21 protein-coding genes, 2 pseudogenes and 1 riboswitch are annotated in these 20934 nt (G+C 63.6%); of the genes and pseudogenes, 15 read left to right on the forward strand and 8 right to left on the reverse strand.

What is annotated here, in order from left to right:
* The 4 genes and pseudogenes from ACIP0B_RS14330 to ACIP0B_RS14345 all read left to right on the forward strand — a co-directional run.
* Positions 1-148: pseudogene (locus tag ACIP0B_RS14330) on the forward strand (hypothetical protein); the annotation flags it as partial.
* Between the two features lie 379 nt (positions 149-527).
* Positions 528-1841, forward strand: a complete 1314-nt coding sequence (gene brnQ, locus ACIP0B_RS14335; RefSeq protein WP_217893087.1) for a branched-chain amino acid transport system II carrier protein — start codon at positions 528-530, stop codon at positions 1839-1841.
* 206 nt (positions 1842-2047) lie between these two features.
* Positions 2048-2785, forward strand: a complete 738-nt coding sequence (locus ACIP0B_RS14340) for a DUF599 domain-containing protein (RefSeq protein WP_400832866.1) — start codon at positions 2048-2050, stop codon at positions 2783-2785.
* Positions 2785-3186, forward strand: a complete 402-nt coding sequence (locus ACIP0B_RS14345) for an MAPEG family protein (RefSeq protein WP_400832868.1) — start codon at positions 2785-2787, stop codon at positions 3184-3186. The genes ACIP0B_RS14340 and ACIP0B_RS14345 overlap by 1 nt, the downstream gene beginning before the upstream one ends.
* 86 nt (positions 3187-3272) lie before the next feature.
* On the opposite strand, the gene ACIP0B_RS14350 is transcribed toward ACIP0B_RS14345, so the two are convergent.
* Complete coding sequence (locus ACIP0B_RS14350; protein ID WP_065260459.1) at positions 3273-3509, reverse strand: hypothetical protein; 237 nt, start codon at positions 3507-3509, stop codon at positions 3273-3275.
* 158 nt (positions 3510-3667) lie between these two features.
* Here ACIP0B_RS14350 and ACIP0B_RS14355 point away from each other — a divergent pair, with 158 nt between their 5' ends.
* The 4 genes from ACIP0B_RS14355 to ACIP0B_RS14370 all read left to right on the forward strand — a co-directional run bounded on the left by ACIP0B_RS14355 (position 3668) and on the right by ACIP0B_RS14370 (position 7369).
* Positions 3668-4144, forward strand: a complete 477-nt coding sequence (locus ACIP0B_RS14355) for a PaaI family thioesterase (protein ID WP_400832871.1) — start codon at positions 3668-3670, stop codon at positions 4142-4144.
* Complete coding sequence (locus tag ACIP0B_RS14360; RefSeq protein ID WP_400832874.1) at positions 4141-4590, forward strand: PaaI family thioesterase; 450 nt, start codon at positions 4141-4143, stop codon at positions 4588-4590. Before ACIP0B_RS14355 ends, ACIP0B_RS14360 begins: the two co-directional genes overlap by 4 nt.
* A gap of 81 nt (positions 4591-4671) precedes the next feature.
* A complete protein-coding gene (htpG, locus tag ACIP0B_RS14365) occupies positions 4672-6573 on the forward strand; it encodes a molecular chaperone HtpG (protein ID WP_400832876.1) in 1902 nt (633 codons plus the stop codon).
* 67 nt (positions 6574-6640) lie between these two features.
* Positions 6641-7369: a dienelactone hydrolase family protein gene (locus ACIP0B_RS14370; RefSeq protein WP_400832879.1), complete on the forward strand. Its 729-nt coding sequence runs from the start codon at positions 6641-6643 to the stop codon at positions 7367-7369.
* 159 nt (positions 7370-7528) lie between these two features.
* Here ACIP0B_RS14370 and ACIP0B_RS14375 read toward each other — a convergent pair whose 3' ends face one another.
* Positions 7529-8392: a pirin family protein gene (locus tag ACIP0B_RS14375; RefSeq protein WP_400832881.1), complete on the reverse strand. Its 864-nt coding sequence runs from the start codon at positions 8390-8392 to the stop codon at positions 7529-7531.
* 60 nt (positions 8393-8452) lie between these two features.
* The gene (locus tag ACIP0B_RS14380) at positions 8453-8869 is read right to left on the reverse strand and encodes an OsmC family protein (protein WP_400832883.1); all 417 of its coding nucleotides are present in this window, start codon (positions 8867-8869) and stop codon (positions 8453-8455) included.
* A 320-nt stretch (positions 8870-9189) separates the two neighbouring features.
* Here ACIP0B_RS14380 and ACIP0B_RS14385 point away from each other — a divergent pair.
* Positions 9190-9912: pseudogene (locus tag ACIP0B_RS14385) on the forward strand (MCP four helix bundle domain-containing protein); the annotation flags it as partial.
* Positions 9913-10110: 198 nt separating this feature from the next.
* Entirely contained in the window at positions 10111-10815 is a 705-nt protein-coding gene (locus ACIP0B_RS14390) for a methyl-accepting chemotaxis protein (protein WP_400832953.1), read from the forward strand.
* A gap of 56 nt (positions 10816-10871) precedes the next feature.
* Here ACIP0B_RS14390 and ACIP0B_RS14395 read toward each other — a convergent pair whose 3' ends face one another.
* The 3 genes from ACIP0B_RS14395 to purM are packed head-to-tail and all read right to left on the reverse strand — an operon-like array spanning position 10872 to position 13302.
* The gene (locus ACIP0B_RS14395) at positions 10872-11585 is read right to left on the reverse strand and encodes a DUF3108 domain-containing protein (RefSeq protein ID WP_400832886.1); all 714 of its coding nucleotides are present in this window, start codon (positions 11583-11585) and stop codon (positions 10872-10874) included.
* Positions 11586-11593: 8 nt separating this feature from the next.
* The gene (gene purN, locus ACIP0B_RS14400; protein WP_400832887.1) at positions 11594-12244 is read right to left on the reverse strand and encodes a phosphoribosylglycinamide formyltransferase; all 651 of its coding nucleotides are present in this window, start codon (positions 12242-12244) and stop codon (positions 11594-11596) included.
* The gene (gene purM / locus ACIP0B_RS14405) at positions 12244-13302 is read right to left on the reverse strand and encodes a phosphoribosylformylglycinamidine cyclo-ligase (RefSeq protein ID WP_085577731.1); all 1059 of its coding nucleotides are present in this window, start codon (positions 13300-13302) and stop codon (positions 12244-12246) included. Before purM ends, purN begins: the two co-directional genes overlap by 1 nt.
* A gap of 376 nt (positions 13303-13678) precedes the next feature.
* On the opposite strand from purM, the gene ACIP0B_RS14410 reads away from it, so the two are divergent.
* The 5 genes from ACIP0B_RS14410 to ACIP0B_RS14430 all read left to right on the forward strand — a co-directional run bounded on the left by ACIP0B_RS14410 (position 13679) and on the right by ACIP0B_RS14430 (position 18363).
* Positions 13679-14731: a DUF2066 domain-containing protein gene (locus ACIP0B_RS14410; protein ID WP_400832890.1), complete on the forward strand. Its 1053-nt coding sequence runs from the start codon at positions 13679-13681 to the stop codon at positions 14729-14731.
* A 36-nt stretch (positions 14732-14767) separates the two neighbouring features.
* A complete protein-coding gene (locus tag ACIP0B_RS14415) occupies positions 14768-15841 on the forward strand; it encodes an AI-2E family transporter (protein WP_400832892.1) in 1074 nt (357 codons plus the stop codon).
* A 221-nt stretch (positions 15842-16062) separates the two neighbouring features.
* Positions 16063-16767 (forward strand): DnaA regulatory inactivator Hda, encoded by a 705-nt coding sequence (hda, locus tag ACIP0B_RS14420; protein ID WP_085577728.1) that lies wholly within the window; start codon positions 16063-16065, stop codon positions 16765-16767.
* A gap of 223 nt (positions 16768-16990) precedes the next feature.
* Complete coding sequence (locus ACIP0B_RS14425) at positions 16991-17608, forward strand: C40 family peptidase (RefSeq protein ID WP_400832894.1); 618 nt, start codon at positions 16991-16993, stop codon at positions 17606-17608.
* Between the two features lie 218 nt (positions 17609-17826).
* Positions 17827-18363 carry a C40 family peptidase gene (locus ACIP0B_RS14430; RefSeq protein WP_400832897.1) on the forward strand — a complete coding sequence of 179 codons (537 nt, stop codon included), beginning with the start codon at positions 17827-17829 and terminating at the stop codon, positions 18361-18363.
* Between the two features lie 129 nt (positions 18364-18492).
* On the opposite strand, the gene ACIP0B_RS14435 is transcribed toward ACIP0B_RS14430, so the two are convergent.
* Together ACIP0B_RS14435 and ACIP0B_RS14440 are read right to left on the reverse strand one after the other, a co-directional pair.
* The gene (locus ACIP0B_RS14435) at positions 18493-19806 is read right to left on the reverse strand and encodes a PQQ-dependent sugar dehydrogenase (RefSeq protein ID WP_400832898.1); all 1314 of its coding nucleotides are present in this window, start codon (positions 19804-19806) and stop codon (positions 18493-18495) included.
* Between the two features lie 66 nt (positions 19807-19872).
* Positions 19873-20457, reverse strand: coding sequence for a hypothetical protein (locus ACIP0B_RS14440; RefSeq protein ID WP_085694594.1), 585 nt, complete (start codon positions 20455-20457; stop codon positions 19873-19875).
* 166 nt (positions 20458-20623) lie between these two features.
* Positions 20624-20854, forward strand: a riboswitch (cobalamin riboswitch).
* Positions 20855-20934 lie beyond the last annotated feature (80 nt).

A 20934-nucleotide genomic window follows, 5' to 3' on the forward strand; every position in this document is an offset into this window, starting at 1 on the left:
GGTGCAGATCACCGGATTGTCCGGCGGCAAAGGCACTGCAGACGAGAAATTCGCTGCGCTGCAAGACGCAGGCGTGAAAACCGTGCGTTCGCTGGCGGACATCGGCAAGGCCCTGGCCGAGCTGACCGGCTGGGAAGTGAAGAAGTAAGCTTCGGCTGACCTTCAAGCTCCAGCAAACAAAGGCCACCTTCGGGTGGCCTTTGTCGTTGTGGGGATCCGGATCCGCCCTGGGGGCTGTCGGGGCGCCGGTTCGGCGCATTTCAATTCGTCAGCGTGATGGCGATTTATAAGCATCTGTCCAATTACATGCAAAAACGCGACACAGAAACGTCGCGTATCGGATAGTTCGCCCTCAAACAGTGCGTTTGTCAGACAAATTCGTTAGGCTAGCAGCCATTTTTGCGTCTGCCGCCCACAAGGCATGCAACGCGCTAAACGGGTCAGTCTTATACGGACTGACAGCATTTCCCTCACCCAACAGGGAAATCCCTCTCTAAATTCCGATTCAGTAGTGTGGTATTTCCTTGATGAAAGTTTTGAAAGGCCAGGACATCCTGGCACTTGGTTTCATGACATTTGCCCTGTTCGTCGGGGCCGGCAACATCATTTTCCCGCCTATCGTCGGCCTGCAGTCCGGACCCAACGTCTGGATGGCGGCGCTGGGCTTCCTGATCACCGCGGTCGGCCTGCCGGTGATCACCGTCGTGGCGCTGGCCAAGGTCGGCGGGGCGATGGATTCGTTGAGCAGCCCGATCGGCAAGATCGCCGGCGGCCTGCTGGCGGCGGCCTGCTACCTGGCGGTCGGCCCGCTGTTCGCGACCCCGCGCACCGCGACCGTGTCCTTTGAAGTGGGCCTGGCGCCGTTGACCGGCGAGAGCCCGCTGGCGCTGTTCCTCTACAGCTCCGTCTACTTCCTGCTGGTGTTCTTCATTTCGCTCTATCCGGGCCGCCTGCTGGACACCGTGGGGCGCTTCCTGGCGCCGCTGAAGATCATCGCCCTGGCGGTGCTCGGCATCGCCGCCTTCGCGCTGCCGGCCGGCGACATCGGCCAGGCGACGCCTGAATACGTCGCGGCGCCGTTCTCCCAAGGGTTCATCAACGGTTACCTGACCATGGATACCCTCGGCGCGCTGGTGTTCGGCATCGTCATCGTCAACGCGATCCGTTCCCGCGGCGTCGAATCGCCGGCGCTGATCACCCGTTACGCCGTGATCGCCGGGCTGATCGCCGGCGTCGGCCTGGCGCTGGTGTACGTCAGCCTGTTCCGCCTCGGCTCCGGCAGCCACGAAGTCGCGGCCGGCGCCACCAACGGCGCGGCGGTGCTGCACGCTTACGTGCAACATACCTTCGGTTCGCTGGGCAGCGGCTTCCTCGCCGTGCTGATCTCCCTGGCGTGCCTGGTGACCGCGGTAGGCCTGACCTGCGCCTGCGCCGAGTACTTCAGCCGCGTCGTGCCGCTGTCCTACAAGACCCTGGTGATTATCCTGGCCGCGTTCTCGCTGCTGGTGTCCAACCTGGGCCTGACCAAGCTGATCGCGTTCTCGATCCCGGTGCTGACCGCCATCTACCCGCCGTGCATCGTGCTGGTGGCCCTGAGCTTCTGCAAAGACTTCTGGCATGAGCACGGCCGTATCCTGGGCCCTGTGATGCTGGTGTCGTTCCTGTTCGGCACCATCGACGCGCTCAAGGGCGCCGGCCTGGCCGACTGGATGCCGTCGCAGCTGGCGCACCTGCCGCTGAGCGAGCAGGGCCTGGCGTGGCTGGTGCCGTGCGTGATGACGCTGGTGGTCGCCGTGGTGTGCGACCGCCTGCTGGGCAAGCGCAGCGAAGCGATCGCCTGACGCTGACCGGCCCGCCAAAAGCGGGCCTTGAGCGATTAAACAGAAATGCCCCGCATCAATCGATGCGGGGCATTTTTTATGGGCGTGAGGCAGTGTCTTTTTCTCTGAGCTAACGTCGAAGCACTGCAACGCATTCCTGCGGGGACGTGCCGAAAGGCCGGCCCCACAGGAAACCGGTACTGCGCTCATACTCCACAGGGAATTGCATGTCGTTCATCCAAGCCAACCTGATCCACCTGCTCGCCGCGCTCTGGTTCGTCATCTGCTGGGGCGGCTACACCCGCTACGCCACCTGGAAGGGCCGCGACACCGCGTGCCTGGCCAGCGTCCTCCATCTGTACCGCGAAGATTGGATGCGCCGCATGCTGCTGCGCGACAACCGCATCGCCGACGCCAGCGTGATCGGCAACCTGGAGCGCAACGCGTCGTTCTTCGCCTCCAGCACCCTGATCATCCTGGCCGGCATCCTTACGGTGCTCGGTGCGTCCGAGCGCGCGGTGTCGCTGCTGGCGGACATCCCGATGGTGCAGCAGGCGTCCCAGGGCATGTCGGAAATCAAGCTGCTGTGCCTGGCGCTGGTGTTCGTCTATGCCTTCTTCACCTTCAGCTGGTGCATGCGCCAGTACAACTTCGCCGCGGTCCTGGTCGGCTCGGCGCCGATGATCGGCGAGCGGCAGGTGTCGGAGCAGGAGCGCAAGGCGTTCGCCTCGCGGGCGGCGCGGGTGATCTCGATGGCGGCCAACCAGTTCAACTTCGGCCTGCGCTCGTACTACTTCGGCATGAGCATGCTGGCCTGGTTCGTCAGCCCGTGGCTGTTCATGCTGATGAGCGCCGGGGTGGTGCTGGTGCTGTATCGCCGGGAGTTTCATTCGGATGTCCTCGACGTGATGGTCTATACCCCTACAGAGGCACCATCGCCTGAGGCAATCAAAGAGGCCGCTTGATGAGTATTCCGTTCTGGTGTGTGTTTATCAGTGCGCTGCTGATTTATGTGGCGCGCATGCCGGTGGCCAAGGCCATGAAGGAGCAGGGCGGCTACGACAACCACCAGCCGCGCCGGCAGCAGGCGCAACTGACCGGGTTCGGCGCCCGGGCGCTGGCGGCCCACCAGAACAGCATCGAGGCGTTCATGCTGTTCGCGGTCGGGGTGCTGATGGCGCATACCACGCAAACGGCCGGATGGCTGATCGATACGCTGGCGATCGTTTTCGTGATTGCCCGAGTGGTTTACTTATTGTGTTATTGGGCCGATCTGGCGTGGCAGCGCAGTCTGGTCTGGGTGGTCGGCTTAGTGTGTTCCTTGTTGCTGATGATCAGCCCGACTTTCAGGACCGTTTTGCTCTAACGGGCCACTTTGGCGTATTGCCGAAAAATGACAGGCAAAAGAAAACCCGCACTTGGCGGGTTTTCTTTATTGCGGCGAAGAGCAGGTCATTGCTTCTTGGCGGCTTCGTCTGCGGCGGCTGCGTTCGATTCAGCCTGATCTTTGGCGGCTTCGGCGTTTTCTTTTGCCGCTTCGTTCACTTTATCCTGAGCTTCATTCATTTTCTGCTGAGCTTGTTCAGCGTGTTGGTTGGCATCTTGAGCTTTGTCCTCGGATTTTTTATCGCAGGCGGCGAGACCGAGGGAAGCGGTCAACATCAAGGCAATAGCTAAAGTCTTACGCATGGGGTGTTTCTCCTGGTGGAAAAGAACTACTGGCCTTAAGAACGCGTTGTCCAAGGTTAAGTTCCTCATTTCCCACAGATATATAAGTTTGTTCTGAGAAGGAACTTTTTCTGTTCTTTCCAATACTGCGGACCGCCACTGAATAGAGCATTTGTTAAATGGCCGACAACCCTGTTTTTGAGCGCGCAACAAGATTCCTTTCGGCCCTGCGCCACTGCCAGGTGCTGGGGCTGCGCGTGCACAGCGCCGACAGCGAAGGCCTGACGGTGGTCTTGCCCTACAGTGCAAGCATCGTCGGCAACCCGCAGACCGGCGTCATCCATGGCGGCGCCCTGACGTCGCTGATGGATACCGCGTGCGGCATGGCCACGCTGTGCGTGTTGCCGGAGTTCGAGGTGTGTCCGACCCTCGACCTGCGGATCGACTATATGCACGCCGCGCAGCCGCACAAGGATGTCTATGGCTTCGCGCAGTGCTACCGGGTCACCACGGACGTGATCTTCGCCCGCGGTTTCGCCTATCAGGACGACCCGGAACATCCGATCGCCCACGTCGTCGGCACCTTCATGCGCATGGGCAAGGGGCTCAAGGGCACCCAGGGCTTCGGCGGCAAGATCAAGGGAGAGGGGCAATGAGCGATCTCAAGCGGCAGCTCGAACAGGCCCACGCGCAGGGCGACTACGCGCCCCTGCTGAAACTGATCCCGTATGCCGGGCTGATCGGCGTCGAATGTTCCCGGGTGGGCGACGAGCTGCTGTTCAGGCTGCCGGCCAACAAGGACAACATCGGCAACCCGCTGTTGCCGGCGATCCACGGCGGGGTGATCGCCGGGTTCATGGAGCTGGCCGCGGCCCTGCACCTGCTGATCTTCACCGGGGCGCCCGGCGTGCCGAAGATCATCGACTTCTCCCTCGACTATCTGCGCGCCGGGCAGTTTCGCGACACCTGGGCCAAATGTCAGGTCTGCCGTCAGGGCCGACGGGTGGCCAACGTGGCCGTCACGGCCTGGCAGACCACCGAAGGCGAACCGATCGCCACGGCCCGCGCGCACTTCAAGATTGATGACCCCTTGAAATCCTGACACGCGTCCCCAACTCAGAGAACAACCCGCCGCCGACCGGCAAGGTCGCGGCCAATGCCATCTGATTGGAGTTTGATGACCATGAGTGTGGAAACTCAAAAGGAAACCCTGGGCTTCCAGACCGAGGTAAAGCAGCTGCTGCACCTCATGATCCATTCGCTGTATTCCAACAAGGAAATCTTCCTGCGCGAATTGATCTCGAACGCCTCCGACGCCGTGGACAAGCTGCGCTTCGAAGCCCTGGCCAAGCCTGAGCTGCTCGAAGGCGGCGCCGACCTGAAAATCCGTGTGAGCTTCGACAAGGACGCCAAGACCGTCACCCTCGAAGACAACGGCATCGGCATGAACCGCGACGACGTGATCACCCACCTGGGCACCATCGCCAAGTCGGGCACCGCCGATTTCATGAAGAACCTCACCGGCGACCAGAAGAAGGATTCGCACCTGATCGGTCAGTTCGGCGTCGGTTTCTACTCGGCGTTCATCGTCGCCGACAAGGTCGACGTGTACAGCCGCCGCGCGGGCGCCGCCGCCAGCGAAGGCGTGCACTGGTCGTCGAAGGGCGAGGGCGATTTCGAAGTCGCGACCCTCGACAAGGCCGATCGCGGCACCCGCATCGTCCTGCACCTGAAGTCCGGTGAAGACGAGTTCGCCGACGGCTGGCGCCTGCGCAACATCATCAAGAAGTACTCCGACCACATCGCGCTGCCGATCGAGCTGCCGAAAGAGGCTGCCGCCGCCGAAGGCGAAGAGAAGCCGGCGCTGGAGTGGGAAACCGTCAACCGCGCGAGCGCCCTGTGGACCCGTCCCCGTACCGAGATCAAGGACGAGGAATACCAGGAGTTCTACAAGCACATCGCCCATGACTTCGAAAACCCGCTGAGCTGGAGCCACAACAAGGTCGAAGGCAAGCTGGAATACAGCTCGCTGCTGTACGTGCCGGCCCGCGCGCCGTTCGACCTGTACCAGCGCGAAGCGCCGAAGGGCCTGAAGCTGTACGTCCAGCGCGTGTTCGTGATGGATCAGGCCGAATCGTTCCTGCCGCTGTACCTGCGTTTCATCAAGGGCGTGGTCGACTCCAACGACCTGTCGCTGAACGTGTCGCGGGAAATCCTGCAGAAAGACCCGATCATCGATTCGATGAAGTCCGCGCTGACCAAGCGCGTGCTGGACATGCTGGAGAAACTGGCGAAGAACGAGCCTGAGCAATACAAGGGCTTCTGGAAGAACTTCGGCCAGGTCATGAAAGAAGGCCCGGCCGAAGATTTCGCCAACAAGGAAAAGATCGCCGGCCTGCTGCGCTTCGCTTCCACCAACGGCGACGACGAGCAGATCGTCGGCCTGGCCGACTACCTGGCCCGCGCCAAGGAAGGTCAGGACAAGATCTACTACCTCACCGGCGAGTCCTACGCGCAGGTCAAGAACAGCCCGCACCTGGAAGTCTTCCGCAAGAAAGGCATCGAAGTGCTGCTGCTGACCGACCGCATCGACGAGTGGCTGATGAGCTACCTCAGCGAATTCGACGGCAAGGGCTTTGTCGACGTGGCCCGGGGTGACCTGGACCTGGGCAACCTGGACTCGGAAGAGGACAAGAAGGCCGCAGAGGAAGTCGCCAAGTCGAAGGAAGGTCTGGTCGAGCGCCTCAAGACCGCCCTGGGCGAGTCCGTGGCCGAAGTCCGCGTTTCCCATCGCCTGACCGATTCGCCGGCGATCCTGGCCATCGGCGAGCAGGACCTGGGCCTGCAGATGCGCCAGATCCTCGAAGCGAGCGGGCAGAAGGTGCCGGATTCCAAGCCGATCTTCGAATTCAACCCGAACCACCCGTTGATCGAGAAGCTCGACAGCGAGGTCAGCGAGGAGCGTTTCGGCGACCTGTCGCACATCCTCTTCGACCAGGCGGCCCTGGCCGCCGGCGACAGCCTGAAAGACCCGGCCGCCTACGTGCGCCGTCTGAACAAGCTGCTGGTCGAGCTGTCGGCTTGACCCCAACCTGAATAAACCCGCTTCGGCGGGTTTTTTCATTCCGGCGTTTAATCATTAGGAGTCAGAAATGAGCCAAATCACTGTGCGTTCCGTGGTCTATCAGATTGACGGCCAGCCTTATGAAGGCCGGCTGGCGTTCGACGCCGAACACAAGGGCGCCCGTCCGGGCCTGTTGATGGCACCGAACTGGATGGGCGTCAGTGCCGGGGCGGAAGAGATCGCCAAGTCGGTGGCGGCCAAGGGTTATGTGGTGCTGATCGCCGACGTGTACGGGCAGGCCGTGCGCCCGCAGAACGCCGACCAGGCCGGCGCGGCGATGATGCCGCTGAAGAACGACCGGGCCTTGCTGCGCAAGCGTCTGCAGGTGGCCTTCGAACAGCTTCAGAAGCAGGGCGAAGCGGCGGTGGACACCTCGAAGCTGGCGGTGTTCGGTTTCTGCTTCGGCGGTTGCTGCGCCCTGGACCTGGCCCGCACCGGCGCGCCGGTGAAGGCGGCGGTGTCGTTCCACGGCACGCTGGATTCGCCGAACCCGGCGGACGCGAACAACATCAAGGGCTCGGTGCTGGTGCTGCACGGCGCTTCCGACCCGCTGGTGCCGAAGGAGCAGTTGCCGGCGTTCGAGGAGGAAATGAACGCGGCGGGCGTGGATTGGCAGTTGCTGAGCTATGGCGGCGCGGTGCATTCGTTCACCGACCCGCACGCCAATGTGCCGGGCAAGATGATGTACGACGCCAAGACCGCTGCGCGGGCGTTCAAGTCGATGCATGACCTGCTGGACGAAGTGTTCAAGGCCTGACCGGGCCTTCAAAGCCAGCAGGCCGGTTCGCATCGCAAAGAACTGTGGGAGCCAGCCTGCCGGCGATGAGGCCAGTGCCGTCGACACTTCGGCGCCTGTCCCGCCGCCATCGCCGGCAGGCCGGCTCCCACAGGATCCTTGCCTGCAAGCGCTCAAGACCTACGGCAGTTCGATCCGCTCGGTTTCCCCCGGCACCGTCGGCCAATCCCCGGCCGCCCACTTGCGCCGTGCCTCATCGATCGCCGCCGGATCGCTGGCGACGAAGTTCCAGTTGATCCTTCGAGGCCCGTCCAGCGGTGCGCCGCCGAACAGCACGGCATGGGCGTCGCTGTCGGCGAACAGGCTCATTTCCTCGCCGGGCGGCAGCACCGCCAAGGCATGGGGCTCCAGACTTTCGCCATTGAGCTGCACATCGCCGCTCAAAACATACACCGCCCGCTCTTCGTGTTCGGTGGGGATCAGCAGCGTGGTGGCGGTCTGCATCTTAAGTTCCGCGTACAGCGTCGGCGACAGCACCGGCACCGGCGATTCGAGGCAGAAGCCTGAGCCTGCGATCATGCGGATCTGCACGCCCAGGCTGTCGCTGACCGGCAGCGTCGCTGCCGGATGATGGCTGTAGTGCCCCGGCCCCTGTTCGCGGTTCTTGGGCGAGGCCAGCCAGATCTGCAGTCCATGCATCTTGAAGCTTTGTTCCCACAGCGGCGCAGGCGTGCGCTCGACGTGGGCGATGGCGCTGCCGGCGGTCATCCAGCTGACGTCGCCGGCGTTGACCACCTGATCGGAGCCCAGGCTGTCCTTGTGCTGGATCTGGCCATCGAACAGATAGGTGAGGGTCGACAGGCCGATGTGCGGATGCTGGCGGATGTTCATGCCTTTACCGGCCGGGTAGACGGTTTCGAGCATGTGGTCGAAAAACACGAAAGGCCCGACGCTGCGGCATTTGGCCGACGGCAGCGGGCGCAGGATCGGCTGCCCTTCGACGTCTTCGGCGCGCGGGCGGATGATCAGGGGTTGCTTGTCCATGGTGCGTTCCAGGCTGGGCGGGTGACGCGGGGAGCATAACCCGCCGCGTCCCCGGGCGGATCATTGGCTGTCGAAGCCTTGCGGCGCGTGGGTTTCGATGCTCACTTCGCTGGTGGTCATCAGCTTGTGGATCGGGCAGCGGTCGGCGACCCGCAGCAATTCCTCGCGCTGCGCATCGGTGAGCACGCCCTTGAGGGTGAGGGTGACGTGCAGGGCGTACTTGCCTTTCTGCTCCTGGCTGTTGTCGCGTTTGACTTCGACGCCGACACCGGTCAGCGGAATGTCCTTTTTCTTGGCGTACAGCTTCAGGGTCAGGGCCTTGCACGCGCCCAGGGCGGCGTCGAAGTAATCGTGCGGCTCCGGGGCGGAGCCTTCGCCGCCGACGCTGGCGGGCGCATCGGTGAACAATGGGTGGTCATCGATCTGGACAGTGTGGCGAAAACCTTCGGCGGAGACGGTATTGACGGTGACAGTCATGGGAACCTCGCAAGCGGTGGGAAAAGCCATTCGAGCAAAAAGAACCTCGCAGGTATAGAACATGTGTGCTGAATCGGCGTTCCACTTTATTGTGCGTCGCGCAAGGTGGCGATGAGGTCGCACGGGCATTCCTATGGCAAACGTGCGGCGAACGGCGCTGAAGTCCGGTCAACCGTCGCTGAATCGTTCATGCCGAGGCTTCGAAGTATCAAGGCCTTTTGATATCACCTTTTCGTCTTACGCAAATTTCCGCCGGGCCGATACCTTCTAAAGCAGCCAGCTGCAGGGTTGATGCAGCGCTTTTGGAAGGAACCAGAGCAATGAGTATCCGTAGCCTCAATATCGCCCCCCGGGCCGGCCTCGGTTTCGGGGTGCTGGCGCTGATGGTGTTCGCGCTCGGGGCGTTCGCCCTGCTGCAGATGTCGAACATGCGCGCCCAGTCCGACGAGGTCGACAACAATTGGCTGCCCAGCGTGATGGCGGTCGGCGAGATGAGCCAGGACATGCTGCGTCTGCGGGCGCTGACCATGCGTCTGCTGCTCAACCGCGATCCGCAGGCGCTGGCGCAGAACGTCGCCAAGCTCACTGAGTTGCGCGGCGTGCTGAGCGAGGCCCAGCAGCGCTACGACGCCTTGATCGTGCTGCGGGAGGAGCGGGCGCTGTTCGACCGGTTCAAGGTCGCCGAGCACAAGTACCTGGAGTTTCAGGCCCAGGTGATGGCGTTGTCCGCGCAGGACAAGGTGGAAGAGGCGGCGGCCATTCTCAACGGCCAGATGAGTCCGTTGGCCGACGACATCGCCGTCACGCTCAAGGAGTTGGTCGAGCTGAACAAGCACAACGCCAACCTCGCCACCGAGGCGGCTCGGCTGGTGTTCATCAATTCGCGGGTGTGGGTCGGGGTGATGATCGGCATCACCGCGCTGATCACCGTTGCGCTGGCGCTGCTGTTGACCCGCAGCATCGTGCTGCCGCTCTCGCAGTCGCTGAACGTCGCGGAGGTGGTGGCGGGCGGCGACCTGACCGGCGACATCAATGTGTCCGGCAAGGATGAGCCGGCGCGGCTGCTGCAGGCGCTGCAGAGCATGCAGCACAGTTTGCGCGACACCATCCGGCGCATTTCCGAATCCTCCAGCCAGCTGGCCTCGGCGTCGGAGGAATTGAGTTGCGTGACAGAGGACGCCACGCGCGGGCTGCATCAGCAGAGTCTGGAGATCGAGCAGGCCGCGACGGCGGTGAACCAGATGACGGCGGCCGTGGAGGAGGTGGCCAGCAACGCCGTGGCTACCTCAGAGGCGTCGCGGGAGTCCGATCGCATCGCCCAGCACGGCCGCGAACAGGTGCAGCAGACCGTTTCTTCCATCGAGTCGCTGGCCGAGGACGTCACGGCCAACGCGACCCAGGTGGAAGACCTGGCCCAGCAGGTCTACAGCATCAGCAAGGTGCTGGATGTGATCCGTTCGATCGCCGAGCAGACCAACCTGCTGGCGCTGAACGCGGCCATCGAGGCGGCTCGCGCAGGCGATGCCGGGCGTGGTTTCGCGGTGGTGGCCGACGAGGTGCGGGCGCTGGCCCATCGCACCCAGCAGTCGACCCAGGAGATCGAGCAGATGATCGGCGGCATTCAGCAGGGCACGGATGCGGCGGTCAGTTCGATGCAGCAAAGCAACGTCCGCGCCCGTTCGACCCTGGATCTGGCCAAGGCCGCCGGCACTGCGCTGGAGGAGATCGCCTCGGCCTTCACGCAGATCAACGAGCGCAACCTGGTGATCGCCAGCGCGTCCGAGCAGCAGGCGGCCGTGGCGCGGGAGGTCGACCGCAACCTGATGAATATCCGCGATCTGGCGATGCAGACCTCGGCCGGGGCCAACCAGACCAGCGCCGCCAGCCAGGAGCTGTCGCGATTGGCGGTGGACCTGAACAACATGGTGGCCAAGTTCTCGGTATGAAGGATCCGGGCAAAGAAAAGCCCCGCGTTTGCGGGGCTTTTCGATAGTGCGGCACATCAGCTGCCTTTGACGGTCCTGCCGTTGACGGTGCCGTCCAGGAGCATGATGTTGTACTCCTTGCCGTCGGTCTCGACCTGTTGCAGGCGTACCAGCAGGTAATCCCAGTCCTTGGCGAACCACAGCACGGTGATGCGCTTGCTCTGTGTCGGATCGCGCACGCGTTCGACCTTGATCGCATCGATCTGGCCGGCCTTGGTCTCGACCTTCTCCGAGCCCAGCACGCGGAAGTCATAGGTGTCGACTTCGCCGCCGTCGACCACCTGATAGCTCATGGTCTTCTTGCCGGCGGCCACGTCATGCTGCAGCGCCAGCTGGTAGGTGGACTTGTCGACCATGCCGCGGTTCAGCGGAATCTTCACCGCGTCGCCGCGGTCGGTGCCGGTGACCAGCTTGTTGGCCCAGTCGAAGTCCAGGTCAGCCTTTTTCGCCTTGCCCAGGCCACCGCGTTCGAAGTGGTAGGACTGCGGCAGCAGCGTGTCCTTGTCCAGGGTCAGGGTGCTTTCCTCGGACAGGCTGGCGATCATCATCGAGGCCTTGAAGCTGAGCTTCCAGGCGCCGTTGGCTTCCTTGGTCAGGCTGCGTTCGGCGGTGCCGCTCATGGGCAGCTGCTTCCAGTCGGCGGTGTAGCTGGCGGAGAACGGTTGAAGGTCTGCCGCCTGTGCCAGAGGCAGGGCGAGCAGAGCGCAAGCGAAGAGCAGGGCGCGACGCATAAAATCTCCTAGTTTCGAATCAAGTGGCCGGTGGCCGCGAGTACCTGGCCATCCAGTAAAGCACCTTGTTCGCCAAGGGCCAGCCGTCCTTCGGCAAACCAGCGCACGGCCATCGGGTAGATCAGGTGTTCCTGAACGTGAACCCTCTGCGCCAGGCTCTGCGGCGAATCGTGCAACTCTACCGGTATCACAGCCTGTACGACCAGAGGCCCGCCATCGAGTTCCTCGGTGACGAAGTGCACGGAGCAGCCGTGTTCGGCGTCGCCGGCCTCCAGCGCGCGCTGATGGGTATGCAGCCCCTTGTACTTGGGCAGCAGTGACGGATGGATGTTGAGCAGGCGACCCTGGTAGTGGCGCACGAACCCTGCGCTGAGGATGCGCATGAAGCCGGCCAGCACCACCAGTTCGGGATTGAATTCGTCGATCAGTTCGATCAGGGCGGCATCGAAGGCTTCGCGGCCTTCGAAGGCCTTGTGGTCCAGGGTGCGGGTTTCGATGCCCGCGTCCTTGGCGCGCTGCAGGCCGTAGGCGTCGGCGCGGTTGGAAACCACCGCAGCGATGCGGACCGGGCTGTCGCCGGTCCGCGTGCTGTCGATCAGGGCCTGCAAGTTACTGCCGGTGCCGGACAGCAGCACCACGACATTACAGGTGCTCGGCATCAGTGAGCCTTGAGGTTCTTCAGTTCGACCTGTGCGGCGCCTTCGGCGGCCGCGGCGATCTGGCCGATGACCCAAGGCTGCTCGCCGGCTTCGCGCAGGACGTTCAGGGCCGATTCAACGTGCTCCTGGGCCACGCAGATCACCATGCCCACGCCGCAGTTCAGCACGCGGTGCATTTCGGTCTCGTCGACGTTGCCTTTCTCTTGCAGCCAGTCGAATACCGCAGGGCGGGTCCAGCTCGCCACGTCGACCACGGCCTGGGCGCCTTTTGGCAGTACGCGCGGGATGTTGTCCAGCAGGCCGCCGCCGGTGATGTGGGCCATGGCCTTGACGGCGCCGGTGTCCTTGATCAGCTTGAGCAGCGGCTTGACGTAGATGCGGGTCGGGGCCATCAGCAGGTCGGTCAGCGGTTTGCCGTCGAGCTGGGTGTTTTCGATGTCGGCGCCGGACACTTCGATGATCTTGCGGATCAGCGAGTAGCCGTTGGAGTGCGGGCCGGACGACGGCAGGGCGATCAGGGCGTCGCCGGTGGCGACCTTCGAGCCGTCGATGATTTCCGACTTTTCCACCACGCCGACGCAGAAGCCGGCCAGGTCGTAGTCTTCGCCTTCGTACATGCCCGGCATTTCAGCGGTTTCGCCGCCCACCAGGGAGCAGCCGGACAGTTCGCAGCCGGCGCCGATGCCGGTCACCACCTGGGCGGCGGTGTCGACGTTGAGCTTGCCGGTGGCGTAGTAGTCGAGGAAGAACAGCGGCTCGGCGCCGCACACCACCAGGTCGTTGACGCACATGGCGACCAGGTCGATGCCGATGCTGTCGTGCTTGTTCAGGTTCAGCGCCAGGCGCAGCTTGGTGCCGACGCCGTCGGTGCCGGAAACCAGCACGGGCTGCTTGTAGCCGGCCGGGATTTCGCAGAGGGCGCCGAAGCCGCCCAGGCCTCCCATGACTTCCGGGCGCGCCGTGCGCTTGGCGACGCTCTTGATGCGTTCGACCAATGCTTCACCGGCGTCGATGTCTACACCGGCGTCCTTGTAGCTCAGGGAGGGTTGCTTGCTCATGATCCAGGCCTTTGTAAGGGAGGGATTTCTGGGTAACGACCGATTTCTGCGGGGCACCGAAACCGGTGGGGCGGGTGCCTCACGCGTCATTCGGGTGGCCCGGCTGTTGCCGGTCTGCGAAGGCGCGCGATTTTATCAGGCTTGAGGGGCAGCGGCCATCCTCGTGCCGACGGGCAGGGGCATATCACCTGAAAAAAATTGCAATTGAATGGTCGGTGACCTCGCCGCTGCCTGTATAAGGGAACCGTCTATCGTTAGGGCTGTGCAAAAAACTTACGGCCAGCGTGTGAATGTTTTGCGACGGCCTGTGGTCACAGGCTTGCTTCAGCCGGTTCACGCGGCCTGTTCCAGCCGCTCTTGTCGACGGGAATTCTCCATGCGTCTTTGCAAATTGCTGTTTGTGGGTTGTCTGTCCCTGGTCAGCCTGGCGAGCCACGCCGAAAACCTCAAAGGCCTGTACCAGGTGCGCGAGCCGGTCAACGGCCAGGCGCCGGAGGAGCGCGACCGCGCCACGCAGGCGGCGCTGGACACCCTCGTGCTGCGCCTGACCGGCGACCCGAAGGCGCCGCAGAATCCGGGGTTGGCGGCGATCCGCAAGGATCCGCAGCAGATCATCAGTCAGTACGGTTTCGACGCGGGGCCGCCGGAGGTGCTGAAGGTCGATTTCGATCCGGGCACCACGGAGCAGGCGCTGCGCCGCGCCGGGCTTGCGTTGTGGGGCGCCAACCGCCCTTCGATCCTGGGCTGGTGGCTGAACGATTCCGCTGAAGGTTCGAGCCTGGTCGGTGACGGCCAGGCCAGCGCCGCGCCGTTGCGCCGGGCGGCCCAGCACCGCGGCCTGCCGCTGCGCTTGCCGCTGGCGGACCTGAGCGAACAGCTGGTGGCCACCGCGCCGACCCTGGAGGGTACGGATCCGGCGCCTTTGCGCAGTGCATCGGAGCGTTACAGCGCCGACGCCCTGCTGGCGGTGCATGCCCGCGAGGAGGGCGGTCAGTGGCAAGCCAAATGGCACCTGTGGCTCGGCGACCAAAAGGAGGCGGGCAGTGTGCAGGGCGCCGATCAGGCGGCGGTGGCCGATGCGGTCATGCTGGCGGTCGCCGGGCGGTTGGCGCCGCGCTTCGTCGCCCGGCCCGGTGCATCCGGCCAGCAGGTCCTGGATGTGCAGGGCATGAACCTTGAGCATTATGCCGCCCTGATGCGGTTGCTTGAGCCGTTCGGCGTGCGTCTGCAGAGTGTCGATGCCGATCGCATCGTGTACCGGGTCAACGGCAGCGCCGATCAGTTGCGTGCGCAGCTGGCGCTGGCGAAGCTGCAGGAGTTGCCGGCCGAAGCGCCGGCTCCGGTCGCGGCGCCCCAGCCGGCGGTCCCGGGAGTTGCGCCTGTTCCGGCGGCGCCCGCGGTCGCGCCGGCGCTTCGGTTTCGCTGGTAAGTCGTTCTTTCATATATAGAAGCAATGGAGTGTTACATGGCCGATACACGGCGTTGGTTTTGGTTGGGCGGGGTGGCCCTGCTGTGTGCGTTCGTCTGGTTGCTGCACCCGATCCTCACGCCGTTTCTGGTGGCGTTGCTGCTCGCGTACCTGTTCGACCCGCTGGTGGACCGTCTTGAGCGGATAGGCCTCTCCCGCACCTGGGGCGTGATTGCGGTGTTCGCGTTGTTCACCTTGATCGTGACCACGTTGCTGCTGGTGCTGGTGCCGATGTTGGCCCGGCAGCTGTTGCGCCTGTATGAGCTGGCGCCGCAGATGCTCGACTGGCTGCAGCACACCGCTTTGCCGTGGGCGCAGGCGAAGCTGGGGCTGGCGGAAGGGTTCTGGAAGTTCGACAAGGTCAAGGCGGCGATCAGCGAGCACGTCGGGCAGACCACCGACATCGTCGGTGCCGTGCTGACGCAGGCGACGGCGTCGAGCCTGGCGTTGATCGGCTGGCTGGCGAACCTGGTGCTGATTCCGGTGGTGAGTTTCTACCTGCTGCGGGATTGGGACGTGATGATGGCCAAGATCCGCAGCCTGCTGCCCCGTGACCGCGAAGAGCGCATGGTGGCGCTGGCCGGTGAATGCCACGAAGTGCTCGGCGCGTTCGTGCGCGGCCAGTTGCTGGTGATGGTGGCGCTGGGCGTGATCTACGCGGCGGGCCTGATGATTGTCGGCCTGGAACTGGGGCTGCTGATCGGTCTGATCGCGGGGCTGGCGGCGATTGTGCCGTACATGGGCTTTGTCATCGGCATCGGCGCGGCGCTGATCGCAGGGTTGTTCCAGTTCGGCGGCGAGCTGTATCCGATGATCGGGATCGTCGCGGTGTTCATGGTCGGGCAGGCGCTGGAAGGGATGGTGCTGACGCCGCTGCTGGTGGGGGACCGGATCGGCCTGCACCCGGTGGCGGTGATTTTCGCGATCCTGGCCGGCGGCGAGCTGTTCGGCTTCACCGGCGTGCTCCTGGCGTTGCCGGTGGCGGCGGTGATCATGGTGCTGGTGCGGCATGTCCATGACTTGTACAAGGACTCCGACATCTACAGCGGCGTGGACGAACCTGAATTGTGACGCGAGCGGCGGGCTGCCCGGCGGATCGCCGGGTTGGCCCGGCTCATGCAGGCGCGATCGGTGGCGCGGCCGCCAGAGAAACTGCCATGAAACCAAGACGTTAACGCAAACCTTTGATTTTGCTTGGGGTCTGTCGGATTGTGCGCTCCGCTTCACGGGTATAAACTTCGCACACTTTACACAGAGGTCACTAATGGTTCCCCGGGAACCGTTCAGTCAGCATGAAACCGATTCAGCTGCCCCTAGGTGTGCGTCTGCGTGACGACGCCACCTTCATCAACTACTACCCAGGCGCCAATGCCGCTGCACTCGGCTATGTCGAGCGCCTCTGCGAAGCCGACGCCGGTTGGACCGAAAGTCTGATCTATCTCTGGGGCAAGCATGGGGTAGGGCGCACTCATCTGTTGCAGGCGGCCTGCCTGCGCTTCGAGCAGATGGGGGAGCCGGCGGTTTACCTGCCGCTGGCCGAGCTGATGGATCGCGGCATCGAAATTCTCGACCACCTCGAACAGTACGAACTGGTCTGCCTGGATGACCTGCAGGCGGTGGCGGGCAAGGCGGATTGGGAAGAAGCGCTGTTTCACCTGTTCAACCGCCTGCGCGACAGCGGCCGGCGCCTGCTGATCGCCGCCTCGACGTCCCCCCGTGAATTGCCGGTGAAGCTGGCCGACCTGAAATCGCGCCTGACCCTGGCGCTGGTGTTCCAGATGCGTCCCCTTTCCGATGAAGACAAGCTGCGTGCATTGCAGTTGCGTGCGTCCCGTCGCGGCCTGCACCTGACCGACGAAGTCGGCCATTTCATCCTGACCCGGGGCACCCGCAGCATGAGCGCGCTGTTCGACCTGCTGGAGCAGCTCGACCAGGCTTCGCTGCAGGCCCAACGCAAGCTGACGATCCCTTTCCTGAAAGAAACCCTGGGCTGGTGAAAGCCTTCAAGTCCGTGGCTTTCAGCCGGGTTCGGCATATTTCAGGCGCCAGAAAACCCGCTTTCCTGAGCGCTGCTCAGGCTGCGTATCGTTTCAAATAGGCTTAAGCGCTTAGATGTAAACGAGAAACCGGGAAGTCACAAAAAGATCGATTGAATTTGCAAATGAGGCCGATAGCGGGCATAGTCTCGGCTTCTTTACAACTTCAGCCACGGTCGTGCCCATGCTAAAGCGCTTCGCACCCCTCGTGCCTCTCGCACTCGTCACCCTGCTGTTCGGTTGCGCTGCTCATTCACCTGTTCAAGAGCAGCAACAGCAGTACAAGAATTTCGCTACCGCCCAGTCTTCCGTCATTTACCAGGAAGAGCTGGACACCGAAAAGGAACTGGCCGACTTCAACGGCAAGAAGCCTTACCAGCTGCCGGTTCTGGCCGACAGCATCCTTGAGCGCGGCATGTCCCTGATCGGTACCCGTTACCGTTTCGGCGGCACCTCCGAAGCCGGCTTCGATTGCAGCGGTTTCATCGGCTACCTCTTCCGCGAAGAGGCCGGCATGAACCTGCCACGCTCCACCCGCGAAATGATCAACGTGGATGCCCCGCAAGTCTCGCGCGGCAACCTGGAGCCGGGCGACCTGCTGTTCTTCGCCACCAACGGCCGTCGCGGCCGTGTGAGCCACGCAGGCATCTACCTGGGCGACAACCAGTTCATTCACTCCAGCAGCCGCCGCAGCGGCGGTGTGCGCATCGACAGCCTGGGTGACAGCTACTGGAGCAAGTCCTTCATCGAGGCCAAGCGTGCCTTGGCGATGGCGCCGACCGTGGTCACCGCCCGCAAGTGATGCCTCCCTTGTCGCCACGTCCGTGGCGACAAACGGTCGCGGCCAGTCAGTAGACGTAAACTTTACAGGGTGAAGTTAAAGTCTTACTTGAAGTTTGCCGCGTAGCCGCTAGAATTCTGATCTACTTTGATGGCAAACCGCCTGCGTCCCAACGCAGGCGGTTTTGTTTTCTGTCGAATCGGCAGTGAAAGCCGCAGCCAGATCAGGATGTTCTGCTTATGACGATGTCGGCCCGCCTCGCCTTGATGATGCTCGCAGCGCTGCTCAGCGGCTGCGCCAGCCGCACGCCGCCGCCCGCGCCGGTGGTGCGTGCACCGATTGTGTTCGGATCCTCCCAAAGCTTTTCTCCGGCTGCCGAAGACGTGCTGTTCCGCGCGCTCGGCCTGGTCGGCACGCCTTACCGCTGGGGCGGCAACACGCCGGACTCGGGCTTCGATTGCAGCGGCCTGATCGGCTTCGTCTACCGCGATGCCGCCGGCATCACGCTGCCGCGTTCCACGCGGGAGATGATCGTGATGCAGGCACCGAACGTCGGCAAGGAAGGGCTGCAGACTGGCGACCTGATTTTCTTCGCCACCAACGGCGGCTCCCAGGTCAGCCATGCGGGGATCTATGTCGGGGAAGGGCGCTTCGTCCACGCGCCGGCCACCGGCGGCACGGTGAAGCTGGACAGCCTGTCCAAGGCCTACTGGCAGAAGGCGTACCTGAGCGCCAAGCGCGTATTGCAGCCGGAGCACCTGGCGCACAACCCTTAGCCTTCAAGATAACCTGTAGGAGCGAGCCTGCTCGCGATGGCGTCCGTCCAGCCGACTTCCATGTCAGCTGACAGACCGCCATCGCGAGCAGGCTCGCTCCTACAGTGTCTTTGGGGTGGTCTCAGATGTTCATCGGGCCGCAGATACCCGCCACACCTTGTTCCCCACGTCGTCGGCCACCAGCAGCGCGCCTTGTCGGTCGATCACCACGCCCACCGGCCGGCCCATGGCGTTCTCGTCCTTGTCGAGGAACCCGGTCAGCACATCCACCGGCGCACCGTTCGGCTTGCCGTTTGCGAACGGCACGAAGATCACCTTGTAGCCGCTGAGCGGCTTGCGGTTCCACGAGCCGTGCTGGCCGATGAACGCCCCTTCCTTGAAGGTCGGCGGCAGGCTGTTGCCTTCGGCGAAGGCCAGGCCCAGCGAGGCGGTGTGGGGGCCGACGGCGTAGTCCGGGGCGATGGCCTTGGCCACCAGGTCCGGGTTCTGCGGCTGCACGCGCACATCGACGTGCTGGCCGTAGTAACTGAACGGCCAGCCATAGAAGCCGCCGTCCTTGACCGAGGTGATGTAGTCCGGCACCAGGTCGCTGCCGATCTCGTCGCGTTCGTTGACGGCCGTCCACAGAGCGCCGGTCTGCGGCTCCCAGGCCAGGCCGTTGGGGTTGCGGATGCCCGAGGCGAAGATCCGGTGATTGCCGGTGGCGCGGTCCACCTCCCAGATGGCTGCCCGGCCTTGTTCCTGATCCAGGCCGTTTTCGCCGACGTTGCTGTTCGAGCCGACGGTGACGTAGAGCTTGTTGCCGTCCTGGCTGGCGATGACGTTTTTCGTCCAGTGGTGGTTCAGTGTGCCGCCGGGCAGGTCCGCGACCTTGACCGGTTGTGACTTGATTTCGGTCGCGCCGGGTTCGTAGTGAAAGCGCAGCAGGCGATCGGTGTCGGCGACATAGAGGTCGTTGCCGACCAGGGTCATGCCGAACGGCGAGTTGAGGTTTTGCAGGAACGCCGTGCGGGTCTCCGCGACACCGTCGTGATCGGCATCGCGCAGCAGCGTGATGCGGTTCGGGCTCGGTACGCCGGCACCGGCGCGGTTCATGACCTTTTTCGCGATCCAGCCCTTCAGGCCGCTGCCGTCATCGGGTTTGGGCGGGGCGTTGGTCTCCGCCACCAGAACGTCGCCGTTGGGCAGCACGTAGAGCCAGCGCGGGTGGTCGAGGTTGTCGGCGAACGCCGCCACTTGAGTGCCTGGCGCCGGTGTCGGTTTGGCGCCGTTCGGCCAGCCGACCGCCGGGGCGATGTGCACCGTCGGGATCAGGGTCTTGTTCGGCTCGGGCAGTGTGGGTGACGGGCCGGTGCCGTCGGCGACCTGCAGGCTGGAGGTTTCGCCGCAGGCGCTGAGTCCTGCGGCGGCCGCGATGACGAAAACGAACGGGGGCTTGCGCATTGCTTGTCTTCCCTATGAATGCATTCCCAATCATAGAGGCATGGACGACCCCGATGGTTCAAGCGCTCAGCCGCGCGCCTCCTTGAACAGCACGGCGATGCCCGGGTGGTAGTTGCCGGCTTCGCTGCGCAATTTGCGGTAGGCATAAGGGAAGTACCAGGCGACGGCGCAGGTGTGTTCCTTTTGCAGGTCGTCGACCATGTCCTGCAGCTCTTCGGGGCTGGCGCTGTGCTGGGCCTTCTGCGGCGAGACGAACAGGCAGCCGAGCTTGAGGTCGCTGGCGTAGCTGATGCGCTTGGCGTCGCTGGTGATGTCGTGCAGCGCCTGGGTCAGGTTGAGGCTGTTGACCCGCGGCCAGCGCTGGGTGGCCTGGATGTAGGCGCGGTCGTCGGTGCCGGCCAGGAACAGGTCGGCGCGGGCGTTGCGTTCGCCGTCCTCGTTCTGCTTGCGGGTGGCGGTGTCGCGCAGCGTCACCAGCTCGGCCATCCACGCGGCGGCGGAGAGCAGGCCCAGGTTGGCCTTCTCGTCGTGCCAGTAGGGGGTGTCGTTGTCGCCGCGCACGGCGTTGTAGCGGTCGATACAGTCAAACCAGCGTTCCAGCACCGGGCGCAGGAATTCCAGCCGCGGATTGCTGATGATCATGCCTTGCATGGTGCTCTCCCTTGTTATTGTGATGTGCTCTCTGCAGTCAAAAAGCATGGCTCTTTGATATCACTCATGGCAGTGTGGCACAAGATTGGCGTCAGTTAATTGATCAGCGGCATTTTTTCGTCGCCAAAGGCCCGCTTCATTTGACGCTCCACCCCCAACCCTCTAACCTTCGCGGCTTGTTTCAGGTGCTCTGTGGCTCCCGTCGACAGAGTGAAACAGGGAAGCCGGTGAGGGTCGTTTCCGAAGGTGGACGATCGCGATTCCGGCGCTGCCCCCGCAACGGTAAATGAGTGAAAGCTGTGCCTGATGCCACTGCGTCCGACGACGCGGGAAGGCGCACAGCCTGGCCTTGCGCCGCTCATGAGCCCGGAGACCGGCCTGATCCATCCAACGGCATCACGGTGGGCGATGCCAGGCTTGTCGCCATCTATTCTTGTGCCTGCCCGCCGTTACCCAGCCTCAACGGAGAGCTCCCCC

The sequence above is a fragment of the Pseudomonas sp. NPDC089534 genome (assembly GCF_044749305.1).
In the GTDB taxonomy this organism is placed as follows: Bacteria; Pseudomonadota; Gammaproteobacteria; order Pseudomonadales; family Pseudomonadaceae; genus Aquipseudomonas; species Aquipseudomonas ekonensis.